General features: G+C 65.1%; 6 protein-coding genes. 1 reads left to right on the top strand and 5 read right to left on the bottom strand.

All coding sequences use genetic code 11. The features are described from left to right. Window positions 1-26: 26 nt before the first annotated feature. The 5 genes from MSTE_RS04230 to MSTE_RS04210 form a co-directional block, all read right to left on the bottom strand. The gene (locus MSTE_RS04230; protein WP_096499255.1) at window positions 27-785 is read right to left on the bottom strand and encodes a DJ-1/PfpI family protein; all 759 of its coding nucleotides are present in this window, start codon (window positions 783-785) and stop codon (window positions 27-29) included. Beyond that, complete coding sequence (locus MSTE_RS04225; protein ID WP_096499253.1) at window positions 782-1759, bottom strand: GlxA family transcriptional regulator; 978 nt, start codon at window positions 1757-1759, stop codon at window positions 782-784. Before MSTE_RS04225 ends, MSTE_RS04230 begins: the two co-directional genes overlap by 4 nt. A 62-nt stretch (window positions 1760-1821) precedes the next feature. Further along, window positions 1822-3198 (bottom strand): DUF2252 domain-containing protein, encoded by a 1377-nt coding sequence (locus MSTE_RS04220; RefSeq protein WP_096499252.1) that lies wholly within the window; start codon window positions 3196-3198, stop codon window positions 1822-1824. A gap of 10 nt (window positions 3199-3208) precedes the next feature. Beyond that, window positions 3209-4486 carry an MFS transporter gene (locus MSTE_RS04215; protein ID WP_096505413.1) on the bottom strand — a complete coding sequence of 426 codons (1278 nt, stop codon included), beginning with the start codon at window positions 4484-4486 and terminating at the stop codon, window positions 3209-3211. A gap of 110 nt (window positions 4487-4596) precedes the next feature. Then, window positions 4597-15702, bottom strand: coding sequence for a type I polyketide synthase (locus MSTE_RS04210; protein ID WP_096499250.1), 11106 nt, complete (start codon window positions 15700-15702; stop codon window positions 4597-4599). A 299-nt stretch (window positions 15703-16001) separates the two neighbouring features. Between MSTE_RS04210 and MSTE_RS04205 the strand changes: the two genes are divergently transcribed. After that, complete coding sequence (locus MSTE_RS04205; RefSeq protein ID WP_096499248.1) at window positions 16002-17423, top strand: condensation domain-containing protein; 1422 nt, start codon at window positions 16002-16004, stop codon at window positions 17421-17423. Window positions 17424-17451: the final 28 nt, after the last annotated feature.

Genomic DNA, 17451 nt, shown 5'->3' with positions numbered 1-17451 from the left:
TCTGCCCGCGCGAACCCATCCCACGGTCAGGGTCTGAGTCTGAAACGTCGGCCAACAGTCCGCGCCCGCACCGTCGCGAGCGCGCCATCCCACAACAACAGCGCACCCGCCGAGATGACCGTCGGCTTGAAAATGTCCTTGGCAAGCCCGGCGGTCGCCGTGGCCTTGGTGGCGGCACTGGCCTTGGACATGTGCCCGGAGTCGAAGGGCGGCTGCGGGTCGTATTCGATACTCAGCTGAATCGCCTTGGCCCGCTCCTCCCCGGCGATGAGGCCCGCGAGCCACAGCCCCAGGTCGATACCCGCGGACACCCCCGCCGCGGTGACCACACCGCCGTCATCCGCACGCACGATGCGCTCATCACCGACCGGGGTCACCCCGAACGGCTTCAGCAGCGGCAGCGTGGACCAGTGCGAGGTTGCCCGCTGGCCCTCGAGGAGACCGGCTGCCGCTAATACCAGCGAACCACTGCACACCGAGGTGGTCCACGCGGCCGTCGGATGCACTCGGCGCAGCCACTCCAGTAGCCCTTCATCGCGGGCCGCCATGGTCGTTCCCGGCCCTCCGGGCACCAGCACGACATCGGGTGCGGGGGTCTCGTCGAACGAGTGCGTGGCGCCGATGACCAGCACGCCCGAATCGGCGGTGATGGGTCCCGGCTTGTGCCAGACGAATCGGACTTCGGTGTCGGGCATGAAGCGCAACACCTCGTAAGGACCGATGAAATCCAGTGCGGTGAAATCCGGGTACAGCACGATGGCGATTTGAGTCACAGGTGAATTCATGAGGAAGCCCTTTCGGTGCGATAGAAGGTCTTGCGGTACTGGTCGGGCGATACGCCCATGCGGCGAACAAAGTTGCGGCGCAGGGATTCCGCAGATCCGAACCCGCAGCGATCCGCGATCACCACCATGGTGTCGTCGGTCTCTTCGAGCTGACGGCGCGCAGCCTCGGATCGGATGCGCTCCACGTAGGCCGACGGCGCCTCGCCGACTTCCGCGGTGAAGACCCGGGTGAAATGCCGCGGGCTCATCGCGGCCAGGCGCGCCAGCTCGGGTACTCGGTGTGATCGGCCGGGCTGCGCCTCGATGGCCTCCTGCACATCGCGGATCGGCATGCGTTTGGCCCGCGGCATCCACACCGGGGCCGCGAATTGGGACTGTCCACCCGGGCGGCGCAGGTACAGAACAAGCCAGCGCGCCACCGTCTGCGCCACCTCGGCACCGTGATCGTCTTCGACGAGGGCCAGCGCCAGATCAATACCCGCCGTCACCCCGGCCGCCGTCCACGTCTTGTCCGAGCTGCGTATGAAGATCGGGTCGGGATCCACTGTGATGCTTGGGAATTCACTGGCAAGGGTCTCAGCGATAGCCCAGTGGGTGGTGGCCCGGCAGCCGTCGAGCAGGCCGGCCTCCGCAGCCAGGAATGCACCGTTACAGACGCTGACCACCCGTCGTGCGGAGCGCGCCGAAGCGCGGATCCATTCCATGACGGCCGGGTCCCGCTGAACGGCGGGCACACCGACGCCACCCGGCAGGACCAAGGTGTCGCATCCGGCACCGGAATCAGGCAACGGACGGGTGGCCAACTCCATACCCGAACCGGTCGCGATCGGGGCGCCGTCGCTCGACACCAGCGACACGTCGTAGCCGGGGGTACCGGTCAAGTACTGGGATGCGGTCGCGAACACCTCGTACGGCCCCACCAGATCGAGGGCCTGGACTCCTGGGAAACCCAGAACCACCACCGAACGCGTCACGCCCCTTAGTGTTCGCCACCTGGGCAATGGCGTCCAGGTCGGGTATCCCACAAATTAGGACATCAGGAGCTCGGCAGCCACTGCTCCTCGGAGGCAGCGAGCAGCCGCTGGTGGTCCTCACGATTGACCCTCACGTAGGCATCGGCGAAATCAGCGAAGGCCGCATCGGCAACATTGGGATCGGCCCCCGCGCCGAGGTAGCCCGCAATCACCCCGGGCACACCCGATTGGGCGTGGGCACGCGCGAGCGCCATCGCACACAGGGACCCGTACAGCGCCAGGTCGTTGGGATCCGTGAGACTGGCGATCTCGACCGACCCCTTCATGTCGCGGAACTGCCGCACGTAGAAGCTGCCGCGACGCGACGAGGACACATAACCGAGGAAGGGATCACCGCTGGCCTGCATGATCCGCTGGCCTGCCACCACCCGGCGCCCATGGTCCAGCCGCAACTCCTGCGGAAAGTACGGCTCGATCACCGAGGCAGAAGCCTCCTTCATCTGCAGGAACAGCGGCGACCCATCGGCATCCGTGAGCAGGGCTAGATAGCAACGGGTGCCCACGCTTCCGACACCCACCACTCGCACCACGGCGTCCTCGAACTGATGGCATGCCAGCAGTGCCACGACGTCCTCGGGCACCGAACCGAAGTACTCCTCCACCATCGCGGCGGCTTCCGAGAAACCCACCTCCGGGACCCGGACCGCAATGTCCTGCTGCTCCACGATCCGGTAATGACCGTCGACGGTGGTGGCCGTCAGCTTCTTCAAGGCACGGTGCGAGGTGTTGCGGGAGGCCTTCGAGACCGTTTCGGTTGCCAGCTTGGACGCGCTCTTGGACAGTCGAGAGACCAGATCCAGCACCTCGAGCGCGGTCGTCTTGAGATAGAACCGCTCCAGGGCGGACAGCTGAGCCAATTCCTGCATCCGGGTGCGGTATGCGGCGGCGGTCTTGATGGCCGTCGCACGCACCGCGTCGCCCGACATCCCGAATTCCTGGCCGAGAATCGCCACGCTCGTAACCAGACGTTTGACATCCCATTCCCACGGACCGATCGCGGTCTCGTCGAAATCGTTGACATCGAACAGCAGGGCGCGCTCACGCGAGGCGAAGAGGCCGAAGTTGGAAAGGTGCGCGTCACCGCAGATCTGAATCGGTACCCCGGTGGTTGCGGTGTCGGCAAGGTCGGAGGCCATGACCGCGGCCGCCCCGCGGTAGAACGCGAACGGCGATTCCGACATGCGCTCCCGGCGCACCGGAACCAGCGACGGGATCCGGGACGTGTTCTGCGCGGCGAGCACCGCGATCGGATCCCGGTGCGGTTGATCGGGAAGTTCCGCAAGGCGTCGCCGTGGCATCTGGTCACGCAGCCCGCGACCAAGAGCAAGCTGCTTGTCCCGCGAAAGCCGCCGGAAGTCCACTGGCGTCAGAGCATCCATGGGGTGAAACCTACTGGGGTTGCACCGTGTCCTGACCGGCCTCGCTCGCATCCTCCGCTGTGATCTCGTCCGACGTCCGGAACCGTACGAACACCGGAACGAGGAGCGCGGCAATGATCACCCCCACCACCACAAGCGCACCACCACCGGCGGCGGCTGCCGTCGTACCCACGACCGCGGCGGCCGCACCGTGCGTGAAGTCGGCAACCCGCGGCCCTCCGGCCACCACCACCGTGAACACACCCTGCAAGCGGCCGCGCACATCGTCCGTCGCCACCGATTGCAGGATCGTTGTCCGGAAGGCCGCCGACACCATGTCGGCGATGCCGCCGATCACCAGGAACACCAGCGACAGCCACAGCAGCGGCGCGTGCGCGGTGAGCCCAAAACCCACCATCGCCAGCCCCCACACCACGATGCTGACCACCACCGCCAGACCCTGGCGATCGATCCGATGGAACCAGCCGGAGAACACCCCGCCGATCACCGCACCCACCGATATCGCCGCCGATAGCAGCGCGATCACGGTGCCGCCGTCGGCCGGGTCGCCGAACCCCTCGTGGGCAATCTGCGGGAACAGGATGCGCGGCATCCCGAAGATCATGGCGATGAGGTCCACCACGAAAGACATCAGGACGATCTTGTGCCCGGCCAGATAGCGGAAACCCTCGAGGACGTCACGAAGGCCAGAAGTGTTGGCTTGCAGATCTTTTGATGCACTACTCGGCGGCATCCTGTGCAGCCGGACTGTCGCCCAGATCGGCGCCAAGCACGCGATGGCGTCAATCAGATACAAGGTGGACAGATCCACCCACTTCAGCAGCACCCCGGCCAGCAGCGGCCCCGCGATGAACCCGAACTGCTGGACCGTCATGTTCAGCGCGTTGGCGGCCGGCAGCTGATCGAGCGGAAGCATCCGCGGAATCGCCGCGGCGCGCGTCGGTGAATTCACCGCGAAGAAGGCCTGCTGCACCGAGAGCAGGCACAGCACCACCCACACGTTGTCGACGGATAACGCGGCCTGCAGCCACAACAGCACCGAAGAAACACCCAGCCCGATGGCCGTAATGATCAGCAGGGTCCGCCGGTCCATCCGGTCCGCCAGCGCGCCGCCCCACAGTCCGAACACCACCAACGGCACCAAACCGAAAACGCCCGTCAGTCCCACGTACGCCGAACTGTGGGTGAGCGCATAGATCTGAACAGGGACCGCGAACAGCGTGAGCCCTGCGCCGATGACCGTGACGACCCCGGCCAGCCACAGACGCCGGAAATCGGCGTTGCGCAGAGGAGTGATGTCCGCAAAAAATCGACTCAGACCGCACCCGCTCCACTCATTACCGGCCAACAGATACCGCAGCCGTCCAGGCTGGCTAACTTACCTGGACGGCTACGGGTTCACCTCGCAGGCTCGGATACTTCGTCAGATGGCGCGGGCACCGGCTCCGACTCGGATTGTGCAGGCTCCGCGGCGGGTTGCGCCTCCTCTGATTCCGATTCCGCATCCGGCAGTTGAGCCACGAGGTACTCCGCGAGCCCGCCGATGGTCGGGTAGTCGAACACCGCCGTTGCGTTGATCGTGAACTTGCCGCCGAACTGGCTGTGCAGCCGGTTACGCAGCTCGATCGCCATCAGCGAATCCGTACCGAGGTCCAAGAACCGGCTCGTCGCAGCCGGCGGCTGCGCCAGGCGCAGGAAGTTCTGCACCTCGCGCTGCAGGAACTCGGTCACGAAACCAGCCCGCTGGGGCACCGGTATCTCCATCAGTTGCTTGAGCAACTCGCTGTCACCGGTCACCTCGCCCACGGCGCTCGGCAACACGAGGTCCAGGATCGGCGGACGCGAACTGCCCAGCACCTTCGCCGCACGCTGCCAGTTGGCCTTGATGACGGTGGCCTGGCCGGTGCCGTTGGCGATGACCTCGGCCAGAGCCGCGAGCGCCGCCGAGGGATCCAGCGGAATCAGGCCCTGCGCACTGATGTTCGCGGTCGCCGCCTCCGAGGAGGCCATACCTCCCTGACCCCAGGGGCCAAAGTTGACGCCGGTGGCGGGCAGGCCCTGCGACCTGCGCCGCGCGATCAGACCGTCGAGCCACGCATTGGCCGTCGCGTAGTTCGACTGACCAGGCGAACCGAACAGGCTGGACACCGAGGAGGACACGATGAAGAAGTCCAGATCCTCGTCCTTCGTCAGCCTGTCAAGGTAATCGGCACCGAACGCCTTGGGCGCCAAGGTGGTCCGGAACCGCTCCACGCTCTGCTGACCCAGCAGGGCGTCGTCGAGCACGCCTGCCAGATGCGCGATGCCGCCGAGCGGGGGCAGCTCCGCCCGAATCCGCTCCAGCAGCTTCACAACCTCGGACTCCTCGCCGACATCGGCGGTGAAGACGTGGATGCGGGCCTTGGAGCGCTCGCTGATCTCCTCGATCAACCGTTGCGCGTCCACATCTGGAGCACGGCGACTGGTCAGCACGATGTCACCGGCACCGAGCTGAGCCAGATACGACGCGGTGTGCAGGCCGATCGCACCCAGTCCACCAGTGATCAGATAGGTCCGATCCTGCTGTGGTGCCAGCGGATTCGGCATCTGGCACACGATCTTGCCGATATGGCGGGCCTGCTGCATGCGGCGGAAAGCCGTCCTGGCCTCCGTCAGCGGGTAGATCTCGGCGGGCAGTGGTGTCCACTCCCCCTTGGCCAAACCGTCCGAAACCTCCGTCAGCAAGCCCCGAATGCGTTCGGGCTCTTGGAACATCACCGTGTCCAACGCGACGATCTCGTAGGCGATATCTGGGCGGGCCTCGGCCATCTGCTCCGAAGTCCAGATATCACGCTTGGCGATCTCGGCGAAACGGCCGTTCTTGGCAGTGGCCCGCACGGTCGCCTCAACGAACCCTTCGCTGGTGAGACTGTTGAGCACCACGTCAACACCATACCCATCGGTGTCGGCGAGGATCTGGTCGGCGAAATCGGTTGTACGCGAGTCATACACATACTTCACGCCGAGCTTTCGCACGGTCGCCCGCTTGAAGGTGCTCGCCGTCGCATAAACCTCGGCGCCGCACTGTTGGGCCATCTGGATTGCGGCCAACCCCACACCACCACTGGCGGCATGGATGAGCACACGATCGCCGGGCTTCAGCTGCGCCCAGTCGAAGGCGAGCCGAACCGTCAGTGCCGCGGCCGGAATCGTGGCGGCCTCGACCGCGCTAACCCCGTCCGGAATCGGCGCCAGGAACTGAGCCGGCGCGTTGAACCGGCTGGCGAAGGCACCCTGCATGGAGCCATAGACCCGCTGACCCACCGCGACCTCGGTGACGCCCTCACCCAATTGCGTGACAACACCGGCGAAGTCACCACCGATCGGGCCCGGATCACCCGGGTACAGACCCAGCACGTTGAGCACGTCGCGGAAGTTGAGACCCGCGGCCTCCACCCGCACCTGCACGTAACCCTCGTCCGGTGCCTCAACCTCCTTCTCGGTGATCCGCAGGTTGTCGATGGCACCACGTTCGGTGGGCAACAGGGCGTAGTCACTCCCGCGCGGCACCGTGAGATTGCCACTGCGCGACCACGGCAACAACCGTGAGGCAAGCAGCTTGCCCTGCCGCACCGCGATTTCCGGCTCCTCGACCGGCGTTGCCAACAGATTCGCCAGCGCCTGCACGGCCTCGGGCGAGCCGTCACAATCAACGAGCTTGGCGCGCAGCGCCGGTTCCTCGTTGATGGTGGTGCGCCCGAATCCCCACAGGGAAGCCTGTATCGGATCCACAGGTTCGCCCGACTCGGTGGCCACGGCACGCTCGGTGACGATCCAGAGACCATCGGGAAGTTTCACGCCATTTTGCGCACCGTTCTGCACCGTGTGCACGGCACTGAGCAGGTTGGCGATCTCGGTCTCCAGACGCGCGATCTCATCCGTGCTCGACTCCTGCGCACCCGAAGCGGCAGCACGCCAGACGACACCGGAGAACGGCACACCGCGCTCCTTGGCCTCTACCAACACCTGTCCGAGAAGTTCCGGATTGCTCGCCCTGTCGAACGGGATGCAGCCCGGCACCCTGGCGGCCAGCTCGTCGAACCCGGCGATCAGCCAGGTACCGCTTGCCGCTGCGGTGCCGTCCTCCGAAGGCGGCACCGGAACCTCGTGCCAACCAAGGGTGTACAGCAGGCGGGTGGCATCGCCGCCCAGCCCACGCAGCAGTGCCTCGCGCGGCGCACGTTTCACCGTGAACTCACGAATCCCACCCAGGTGGCGGCCATCGCGATCCAGGTATTCGAGATCGAAGACCTGGGTCTCGCTGTCCAGGGCGCTCTCATGCCACCGGGCGCGGCAGTAGAAGCGCCGTGGCATCTTCTCCTTCAACGTCACCTGGCCGTACCGCAAGGGCAGGAACAGATCGTTGATGCCCTGTTCGGCCGCGAGTAGGGCCGGGAACGCGGGGAAGGCGACACCGGTGCACAGATCCATCAGCACGGGGTGCATCGGTTCGGTACCGAGCTGTTCGGCGAGTTCTTCACCGACGAGGACGTCGCCGATGGCCTCACCCTGACCAAGCCAGAGCGACTTCAGAGACCCGGACCAGGTTGGGCCCCAGGACAGTTCCAGATCAGCGAAGGTTTCGAACAGCTCGTTCGGACGCATGCGCTCCATCCGCTCGATGGCCGCGTCAACCGGCTCGGCCTCCGAGGTTTGGCCGGCCGCATCGTCGGCGCTCTCATCGATACCCGGCACGACGGTGCCTTCGGCGTTCAACGACCAGTCGACATCGCGTTCGCCGTAGGGGCGGCTGTGCACCTGGAACTTCGATCCACTGCCGTCCTCCAGTGGATGCAACGTCAGCTGCACCTCACGAGAGCTCTTCTCCGGCAGAATGATCGGCTCGTAGAAGAACACGTCCTTGGCCCGTGCCGGAGTACCGACGGCAGCCAGGGCCATCGCGGCATAGGTTGCGCCGGGGACGACGACGGTGCCGTAGATGACGTGGTCGGACAGCCACGGCTGCGACCTGACCGACAACCGGCTGATGTAGACGGAATCGCCGGAGGCCAGATCCTCGCCTCTACCCAGGATGCCCGCGGACAAGCCGCCCCCGCCTTCGATGGCGGCGCCGGACGACTTCGGCCAGAAGCGGCGACGCTGGAAAGGATAGGTCGGCAGTTCCAGCGTGTTACGCGGGTGGCGCTGCAGCGCAGCGAAATTGGGTCGATGACCACCGACGTACGCTGCGGCCAGGGCCTCGGCGATCTGGCGTCGGTCGCCGACTCCCTTGCGCAGCGAGACAATTGCCCGCGGAGCGGCCAAGTGCTCCGGCCAGACCTGCACCGCGGCACCGGTCAGCACCGGCTGCGGGCCGATCTCCATCAGCACTGAGCATCCCAGTGCGGCCACGGTGCGCACACTCTCGGCGAACTGCACCGGCTGACGGGAATGCCGTCGCCAGTACTGGGCGTCGATCGGGGTCTGCGCCGTCAGCACCGCACCCGTGCGGTTGCACACCAGCGGCAACGTGGGCGTCGCGAACTGCACTTGCGCTGCATACGACTCGAATTCGTCGAGAACCGGGTCCAGCAGCTCGGAATGGAAAGCATGGCTGGTCTCCAGCCAGGTGCACCGGATTCCCTCTTCCTCGAAGCGCGCGACCGCCTGCTCCACGTCCTCGCCCGGACCCGAGAGCACGGTGTTCGGTCCGTTGTAGGCGCCCACAGACACACGTGGAAAATCACTCGCGATCTGTTCGACATGCTTGGCGTCGCTGAAGACGGCCACCATCCGACCGCCCGCAGGAAGACTGCCGAAGAGCCTGCCGCGCTCGGCGATCAGTCGCGCACCGTCCTCCAGACTGAACACTCCCGCGACGCATGCGGCCGCGTACTGGCCCACGCTATGGCCCAGCACCACATCGGGCTCAATGCCCCACGACTGCCACAGCCGGGCTAGACCCATCTCCACGGCGAAGATCGCCGGCTGTGCGAATGACGTGTGCCGCAGCACCTTCCCTGCTTCTCCGCCGGTTTCGCGGTCGGTGGCGAACATCACCTCCAGCAAGGGGCGCTCGACGATGTCCTTGACAGCTTCCGCGCAACGCGTGACGGTCTCGGCGAAAACCGGCTCTGCGTCAAACAACTCACGCGCCATGCCGGGATACTGACTGCCCTGTCCGGTGAACAGCCACGCCGTCGTCGGGTGATTCGTGTGCTCGCCACGAACTACACCGGGGCGTAAGCGATTCTGAACCAACTCGGCCAGACCCTCGCGCGCGGACTCCACCGAGTCCACGACGAGAGCGGCACGATGTTCGAAGTGCGACCGGCCACTCCCCGCCGTGAGGCACACATCCTCGATGTCGACCTCTGGATGGGCGCTCAACCAGGACTCATAGCGCTGCGCCACCGCGGCCAGCGCCTCCGGCGACCTGGCGGACAACGGAAGGACTTTCACCTTGTCGCCCTGGGCTTCTGGTGTAGCGGCGGTGCCGTCGGGGCCACCTTCATCTGTCACCACTGCCCGTCGCGGTGCCTCCTCGATGAGCACGTGGGCGTTGGTGCCGGTGAATCCGAACGAGCTCACCCCGGCGCGCCGTGGTCGACCGTTGGGCTCCCACGGAATGGCCTTGTCCACCACCCGAACTGGCAGCGAATCCCACGGGATGTGCGGCGACGGCTTTTCGAAGTGCAGACTCTGCGGCAGCACCCCGTTTTGAAGAGAGAGCACCACCTTGATGAGACCTGCTGCACCGGAAGCCGATTCGGTGTGGCCGATGTTGGATTTGACCGAGCCCATCAGCAGCGGCCGGTCCGCCTCGCGCGAGCCACCGTAGGCCGCGGCGGCAGCCTGAACCTCGATCGGATCACCCAGCGGGGTGCCCGTTCCGTGCGCCTCGAGGTAATCGACGTCCCCACCCGCCAGACCGGCCCGCGCGAGCACCGTTCCGATGAGTCGTTGCTGCGCCCCACCGTTGGGAACGGTCAGTCCACTGGATGCGCCGTCCTGGTTCACCGCGCTACCCGGAATCACGGCCAGGACCCGGTCCCCGTCGCGCTCCGCATCGCTCAATCTCTTGAGCACAAGAATCCCGCAGCCTTCACTGCGCACATAGCCGTCGGCAGACGCGTCGAATGTCTTGCAACGTCCGACCGGCGAAAGCATTCTGGCGCGCGAGGCGGCAATGACTGTCACCGGGCTCAGCAGAACGTTCACACCACCGGCCACCGCTAGATCGCAGTCACCGGAGTGCAAGGCCTGGACAGCTTGGTGCACCGCCACCAACGCCGAGCTGCACGCGGTGTCCACTGCCACCGCCGGCCCCTCGAATCCCAGCGCGAAGGCAACGCGCCCGGAGATCGCGTTGAGCGCGTTACCGGTGATGAAGTAGGGCTCGATCTTGTCGATCGATTCCGACGACAGCAGGTGTGCGTATTCGTTCGCGCCCACACCTGCGAATATTCCGGTTCGGCTGCCGCGCAACGCGGCCGGCGAGTATCCGGCGCGTTCCAAGCCCTCCCATACCGTCTCGAGCATCAGTCGCTGCTGCGGCTCGATCCAGACGGCTTCACGCGGGGAAATACCGAAGAACTCGGGATCGAATCCATCGATACCGTCCAGGAATCCGCCAAATCGTGTGTACGTCTTGCCGGCGGTCTCCGGATCCGGGTCATAGAACTCGTCGATGTCGAAGCGGTCCTCGGGCACCTCGCGAATCGCGTCGACGCCCCCGGAAAGCACCTCCCAGAAGGCCTCCGGATCCGGCGCGCCGGGGAATCGGCATGACACCGAGACGATCGCGATCGGCTCGTCGGTGCGATCCGTGACAGCCGGTACCCGTTGTGCCGTCGGCTTGGCTTGTTCGCTGAGGCCCAGCACCTCGCCGAGCAGATAGTCGGCAACATCGGAAATGCGGGGATGATCCATCACCAGGGTGACCGGAATCTCCTTGCCCACACCCTGTTCCATGCGTTGGCGAAGTTCGACGGCCATCAACGAATCCATGCCGAGATCGAAGAACCCCGCATCCTCGCGGATCTCCGAGACATCCACGCGCGTCACCTCGGCCACCGCATCGCGCAGGTAATCGGTCAGAAGCTTCTTGCGCTGCTGCACCGGAGCGCCCGCGAGCCGTTCGACCAACTGCGTCGTGCCCGACTGCGTGACACCCTGCGATGCGGCCAGATGCGAAGGCACCTCACGCTCCAGCTCCGCCAGGAATGCTCGCCTCCCGGCCTGCTGGTAGAGCGGCAGGAAACGGGCCCAGTCGATGCGGGCGACGACGCCCTGCGCCCCGCCGTTCGATTGGGAGGCCGCCACCACATCGGCCAGGCCGGCCAATGCATCGGCCGGGGACAACGTCTTGATTCCACGTTGTTCGAGTCGCGCACGAGATTCCGCGTCCGCCATGCCCGCCGTCCACGGACCGAAATTGACGCTGGTCCCGGCGATGCCCTGTTCACGCAAACGCCAGGCGAGTCCATCGAGGAAGGCGTTCGCCGCGCTGTAGGCGGTCTGACCGAAGCCACCCCACACCGAAGCGATGGAGGAGGTGCTGATGAAGAAGTCGAGCTTCAGGTCGGCCGCCGCTTCGCTCAGATGCCAGGCACCCCACACCTTGCCTGCGAAGACACGGTCTACTTCGGAGTCGTCAAGGTCGCTGAGCGGGGTGGTGCCGATCTCTCCCGCGGCATGGACGATGCCCACCAACGGCGGCAACTCGGCCTGCACGCCTGCCAACAGTCGTGCCACGTCATGTGCGTCCGCGACATCGGCGGTAACCACCCGGACCTCGCAGCCGTGCTGCGCGCCCAGTGCGTCGATACGCTGCTGTGCGGTCTCGTTCGGTTCGCGCCGACTCGTCAGCACCAGGTTCTTGGCGCCGCGCGCGGCGAGGTACCCGGCGATCTCCAGTCCGATCGAGCCCAACCCGCCGGTTACCAAGTACGTCGCGTTATCGCGTACTTCCAGCGGAGTGCCGCTGGGCAGATTCTCCCGCCGAACAAGCCGGGGAACGTAGACCGACTGATCGCGCAATGCGATCTGATCCTCCCTGGCGGACGCATCGCTCGACGCGGAAGCGCGGCTGATGAACTGTGACCATTCGGCGGCACTGGCCTCGGCCAGATCAGCGAGTCCACCCCACACCTGCGGAAGTTCAAGTGCCGCCGCACGGCCAAATCCCCACAGGACACTCTGCTCCGGCGCCACGGTGTCGGCATCGGTGATCCGCTGGGCACCACGTGTTACCAGCCAGATGGGTGCGCGCAGTTCGGCAGCGGCGGCCGCGCGGAAGAGCCGCCGGGTTCCGCCCAATACCTGGTGTTGTATCCGCAGCAGCGAACGCGCCGACGAGGCACCCCCATCGAGAGCCGCGACATGCACGATGCGGAGCGCGGAATCGTCTGATACCGCGGAACGGAACTCATCGGCGAGCTGCTGCTCGTCGGCGTCGGACGTTGGCAACCCGAGAATCCGGTACCGCTGTCCACGCGCAGTGAGCGCATCGACCAGCGGCGCGGCCGCGCCTGCCACATCACCCACCAGAAGCCAGGTGGTACCCGTGCCGGTATCCGCACCCGTTAGCGGCGTGGGCGACTTGTCCCATCGGAACTGGTAGCGATCATCCGCGATGGATTGCGTGGTGCGTTGCTGATTATGTTGTGCAGCAAGCTTTGTCAGGACTGCGAGAGTCTGTTGGTCACCACGTGCACCGCCAAGCAGGTTCGCGAGTTCCTCGATCTTTCCGTCCTCAAGCAGACGGACGGCCTCGGTGCGCGGCCCGGAAGCACGCTGTTGCTGGTTCGTGGCGTCACGGTTGTCGCCGTTTCGCTTATCGCTGAACCAGTACTGGCGATGCTCGAACGGATAGGTGGGTAGGTCGAGCTTTCGCGCGTGACCGTGGCGGAAAGCACCGAAATCGGGCACGTGACCCAGGACGTACGCATCGGCAGCGGCTTCGGTGATCTGCCTGTGGTCCGCGGTGTTTCGGCGCAGGGAGGCGATCGCCCGCGGCGCGGTGGCCGGGTCGGGCCATGCACGAAGGGCTGCGGCAGTGAGCACCGGTTGCGGGCCGATCTCGAACAACACCTTGCAATTCATGTCGGCAAGGGTGCGCACACTCTTGGCGAACTCCACCGGTTGACGTGCGTGCCGACGCCAGTACGCCCCGTCTAGTTTCACGCTTCTGCCGAGCGCGGTGCCCGTGCGGTTATCGATCAGAATCCGTTGAGGTGTCTTGTAATTGAACTTGTTGGCATATGCCTCGAACTCGTCAAGGATCGGGTCAAGCAAGGCCGAGTGGAACGCATGACTGGTCTCCAGGAAGTCGCACCGAACGCCCTCGGCGACCAACCCCGCCACCGCTTTCTCCAGATCCTGTGCAGGACCGGACAATACGGTGTTGGCACCGTTGTAGGCGGCAACCGACAGGCTGGGGAAATCGTCGGTCAGGCTCTCCACCCGCTCGGCGGCGGCGAATATCGCTGCCATCCGCCCACCGGCGGGCAGACTGCCGAACAAGCGGCCGCGCTCGGCCATCAACGCAGCGCCGTCCTCAAGACTGAACACGCCCGCGACGCAGGCCGCCGCGTACTGACCAACGCTGTGACCCAACACCACATCCGGCTCGAAGCCCCACGATTGCCAGAGCCGGGCCAAGCCCATCTCCACCGCGAACAAGGCGGGCTGCGCGTAAGAGGTCTGCCGCAGCGTCTCCTCGGCATCTGGACCGTCTACATCGAAAATGACATCCAGCAGATGCTTTTCGAGAACATCGTCCACCACCGCCGCGCAACGCTTCAGCGTCTCGGCGAACACCGGCTCGGTCTCGAACAACTCCCGGGCCATACCCGGGTACTGGCTGCCCTGGCCGGTAAACAGCCACGCGGTCTTCGGCGTGTCATGAGATTCTCCACGCCCCAGGCCCGGTGCCGGGCGGTCATCGGCGACGGCGCCGAGCAGTTCCACCGCGGCCTCGCGGGAATTGACCACCAGCGCGGCGCGATGCTCCAAGTGCGCGCGCCCCACTCCGGCGGTGAAGCACAGGTCCGCCAACGTGGACTCGGGGTGCCTGTTCAGCCAGCTGCGGTATTGATCGGCGATCTGCACCAACGCGGCGGGTGTACGTGCCGAGAGCGGCAGAATGCTGAACCGGTCCCCCGTCGACTGAGGCTCTTCGGCCGATTCACTCTCGGCCGCTACCGGGGCCTCTTCGAGAATGACGTGAGCGTTGGTCCCGGCGAACCCGAAGGAGCTAACTCCGGCAATACGCGGGCGCTCGTTGCGCTCCCACGCAGTGGCCTCCTTGACGACCTCCACCGGGAGCCGGTCCCAGGGGATATGCGGCGATGGATTCTGAAAGTTACGGTGCTGCGGCAACAATTCGTTCTCGAGTGACAGCACGACCTTGATGACACCCGCGATACCCGCGGCCGCCTCCAGATGGCCGATGTTCGTCTTCGCTGAGCCGATCAACAACGGATCGTTCGCCGCGCGGCCGATGCCATACGCCGCGCCGGCGGCCTGGGCCTCAATCGGATCGCCCAGTGATGTTCCAGTGCCGTGCGCCTCCAGATACCCGACGTCACTCGGCGCGATGCCGGCACGCTTGAGTGCATCGGCGATAACACGCTGCTGAGCAACGCCATTGGGCACCGTCAGCCCGCCCGATGCGCCGTCCTGGTTAATCGCACTGCCCCGAATCACGGCCCGGATTCGATCACCGTCGCGGATCGCATCCTCAAGGCGCTTGATGACGATGACGCCAGATCCCTCACCACGCACGTAGCCGTCTGCGGCCGCGTCGAACGTCTTGCATTTGCCGTCGGGCGCCAGCATGTGCGCGTGCGAAAACGTGATCATTGTCGCAGGGGTCAGCAGGACATTCGCACCGCCGGCCAGCGCGAGGTCGCACTCTCCGAGTTGAAGCGCTTGGCACGCTTGATGAATTGCTACCAACGACGAGCTGCACGCCGTGTCGACGGCAACCGAGGGTCCCTGCAACCCCAGCCGGTAGCTGATGCGGCCCGCAGCAGCAGCGTTGGAGGTACCGATGGCCATGTAGGCCTCGATCTCCGGGAAAGTCAGCTCATCGGATGCCATTCCCAGGTAGTCATGGGTGGCCAAACCCACGAACACGCCGGCGTTGGTCTCGGCCAAATCCGTTGGGGCGATTCCGGAATGCTCCACCGCCCGCCACGCCATCTCCAGCAACAGTCGGTGCTGCGGATCCATCAGCCTGACCTCGCGTGTCGACATACCGAAGAACGGTGCGTCAAACCCCGTCACGTCATCGACGAAGCCGGCACGGCGGGTCACGACCTTGCCGGGCGCTCCGGGTTCAGAGTCAAAGAATTCATCGGCATCCCACCGGTCGGCGGGTACGTCCGATATCGCGTCACGGCCCTCACGCAGCACGTCCCAGAACTCGTCCGCGTTCGCGGCACCGGGAAAACGCGCTGCATATCCGATGATTGCAAAACGTGGGGCTGGATTGATCGGATGGTCAGCGGATTCCATGCTGTGGCCTCCTTGCGTCGGCGGGTGGGGAGAGTGGTCCTCGACGTCGTCGGGCGAGAGTGTGACTCTGGACATCGGCGGGTGCGAACGCGACTCTAGCCGAACAAGTATCGTGCGCACTGTTGTTCCCAAACTTCGTGGTAACTAGGACAGTAAGTTCTAGTTATTCCCGGTATGCCATGTGGCGCATGGGGTTTCCGGGTCTTGGCCGACCGCGCGTTGCGCGGTCAAACCGAGGGTATGTTGGGCCACCGACGAGAGATGCCGGAGCGGGGCCGGCCGAGCGAGAGGACGGCGCTTTGCGCATAGGCACGATAACTGTTGGCGCACTTGATGAATGGACGTTGAGCCCCGGCTCCGTCACCTCGTGGCACGCCACCTCGGCCGCGGCCGAGAAGGCCCGGCAAGCACCTGTGAGTTTGGTGCCAGTCAGCTACATGCAGAGCCAACATCTGCGAAATTACTACGAACGGAACGAAGCTGGCCTAAACTTCTCGCGCCAAATTATCGCCAGCTGTGATGTCGCGGGTCAGTGCGACATCTCCGCGATGGACCATGCCCTCAACGCGTACCTGCGTAGGCATGACACCTTCCGCAGCTGGTTCGAGCGCGCCGAGGACGGCACGTTCGTACGGCACTCCATCAGCGATCCAAGCGAAATCGAGTTCGAGCCTGTAACACAAGGGCATATGACGGTCGATGAAATACGCAACCACGTCATCGACATACCGAGCCCACTGGAATGGGGATGCTTCACCTTTGGAATCATCCAGAGCGAGAACCACTTCACGTTCTTCGCTGCCATGGATCACGTACATGGTGATGCGACGTTGATCGGCACCACCATGATGGAAGCCAACGGAATGTACTCCGCGTTGAGCGGAGGAGGGCAGGCCCTCACGCTTCCCGACGCAGGCAGCTTCGACGACTTCTGCACTCGCGAGCGCGAGTTCACATCGGCATTAACCCTGGATTCGCCCGGGGTGCGCGCGTGGATCGACTTTGCCGAGAACAACAATGGGACGTTTCCCGAGTTCCCGCTTCCGCTGGGCAATCCGGCCGAGGCGACCACCAGCACCATGACCTCGCTGTCGCTGATGAGCCCGGAGCAGACGGACCGATTCGAGTCCGCCTGCTCGACTGCCGGGTCACGGTTTGTCGGTGGTCTGTTCGCCTGCCTCGGTCTGGTCGAGCACGAATTCACAGGGGCGGTCACCTATTACGGTCTGACTCCGAGGGATTCGCGTACAGCTAGCGACAATTTCATGACGCAAGGCTGGTTTACCGGCCTGATCCCGATCACCGTTCCGATCGCGGCAACCTCTTTCAACGAGGCGGCGTACGCCGCACAGACCGCCTTCGATTCGAGTCTGGACATGTCCCGGGTGCCGTACTACCGGGTCCTGGAATTGGCGCCGTGGCTGAAGTGGCCGGAACCGAACTTTCCGGTGTCGAACTTCTTCCACGGTGGCGCCGCTCCGCTCAACGCCATCCTGGCGGCGGGCGAGCTGGGCCTTGCCGACAACATCGGCATCTATCCGGACGGCCGATTCTCCTATCAGTTGACCATCTACATATTCCGGTACGGGGAAGGGACTGCGATGGCGATCATGCATCCCGACAACCCCATCGCCGAGAAGTCGGCACTGCGCTACATGGAGGCCATGAAGTCGGTGTGCGGGCGAGTCGCGGACACCGGTCACTGGGGACGCGTCGCGTAGCTTGAGCGACATCAAAGTGAGGGTGAGG

It is taken from the genome of [Mycobacterium] stephanolepidis, assembly GCF_002356335.1.
Classification (GTDB): Bacteria; Actinomycetota; Actinomycetes; order Mycobacteriales; family Mycobacteriaceae; genus Mycobacterium; species Mycobacterium stephanolepidis.
This window is presented reverse-complemented; position numbering and strand designations above follow the sequence as displayed.

What these genes read in the sequence shown, in the direction of transcription:
- MSTE_RS04230 (WP_096499255.1), bottom strand. Translation starts at nt 785, where the DNA reads ATGAATTCACCTGTGACTCAAATCGCCATCGTGCTGTACCCGGATTTC.
- MSTE_RS04210 (WP_096499250.1), bottom strand. Translation starts at nt 15,702, where the DNA reads ATGGAATCCGCTGACCATCCGATCAATCCAGCCCCACGTTTTGCAATC.
- MSTE_RS04220 (WP_096499252.1), bottom strand. Translation starts at nt 3,198, where the DNA reads ATGGATGCTCTGACGCCAGTGGACTTCCGGCGGCTTTCGCGGGACAAG.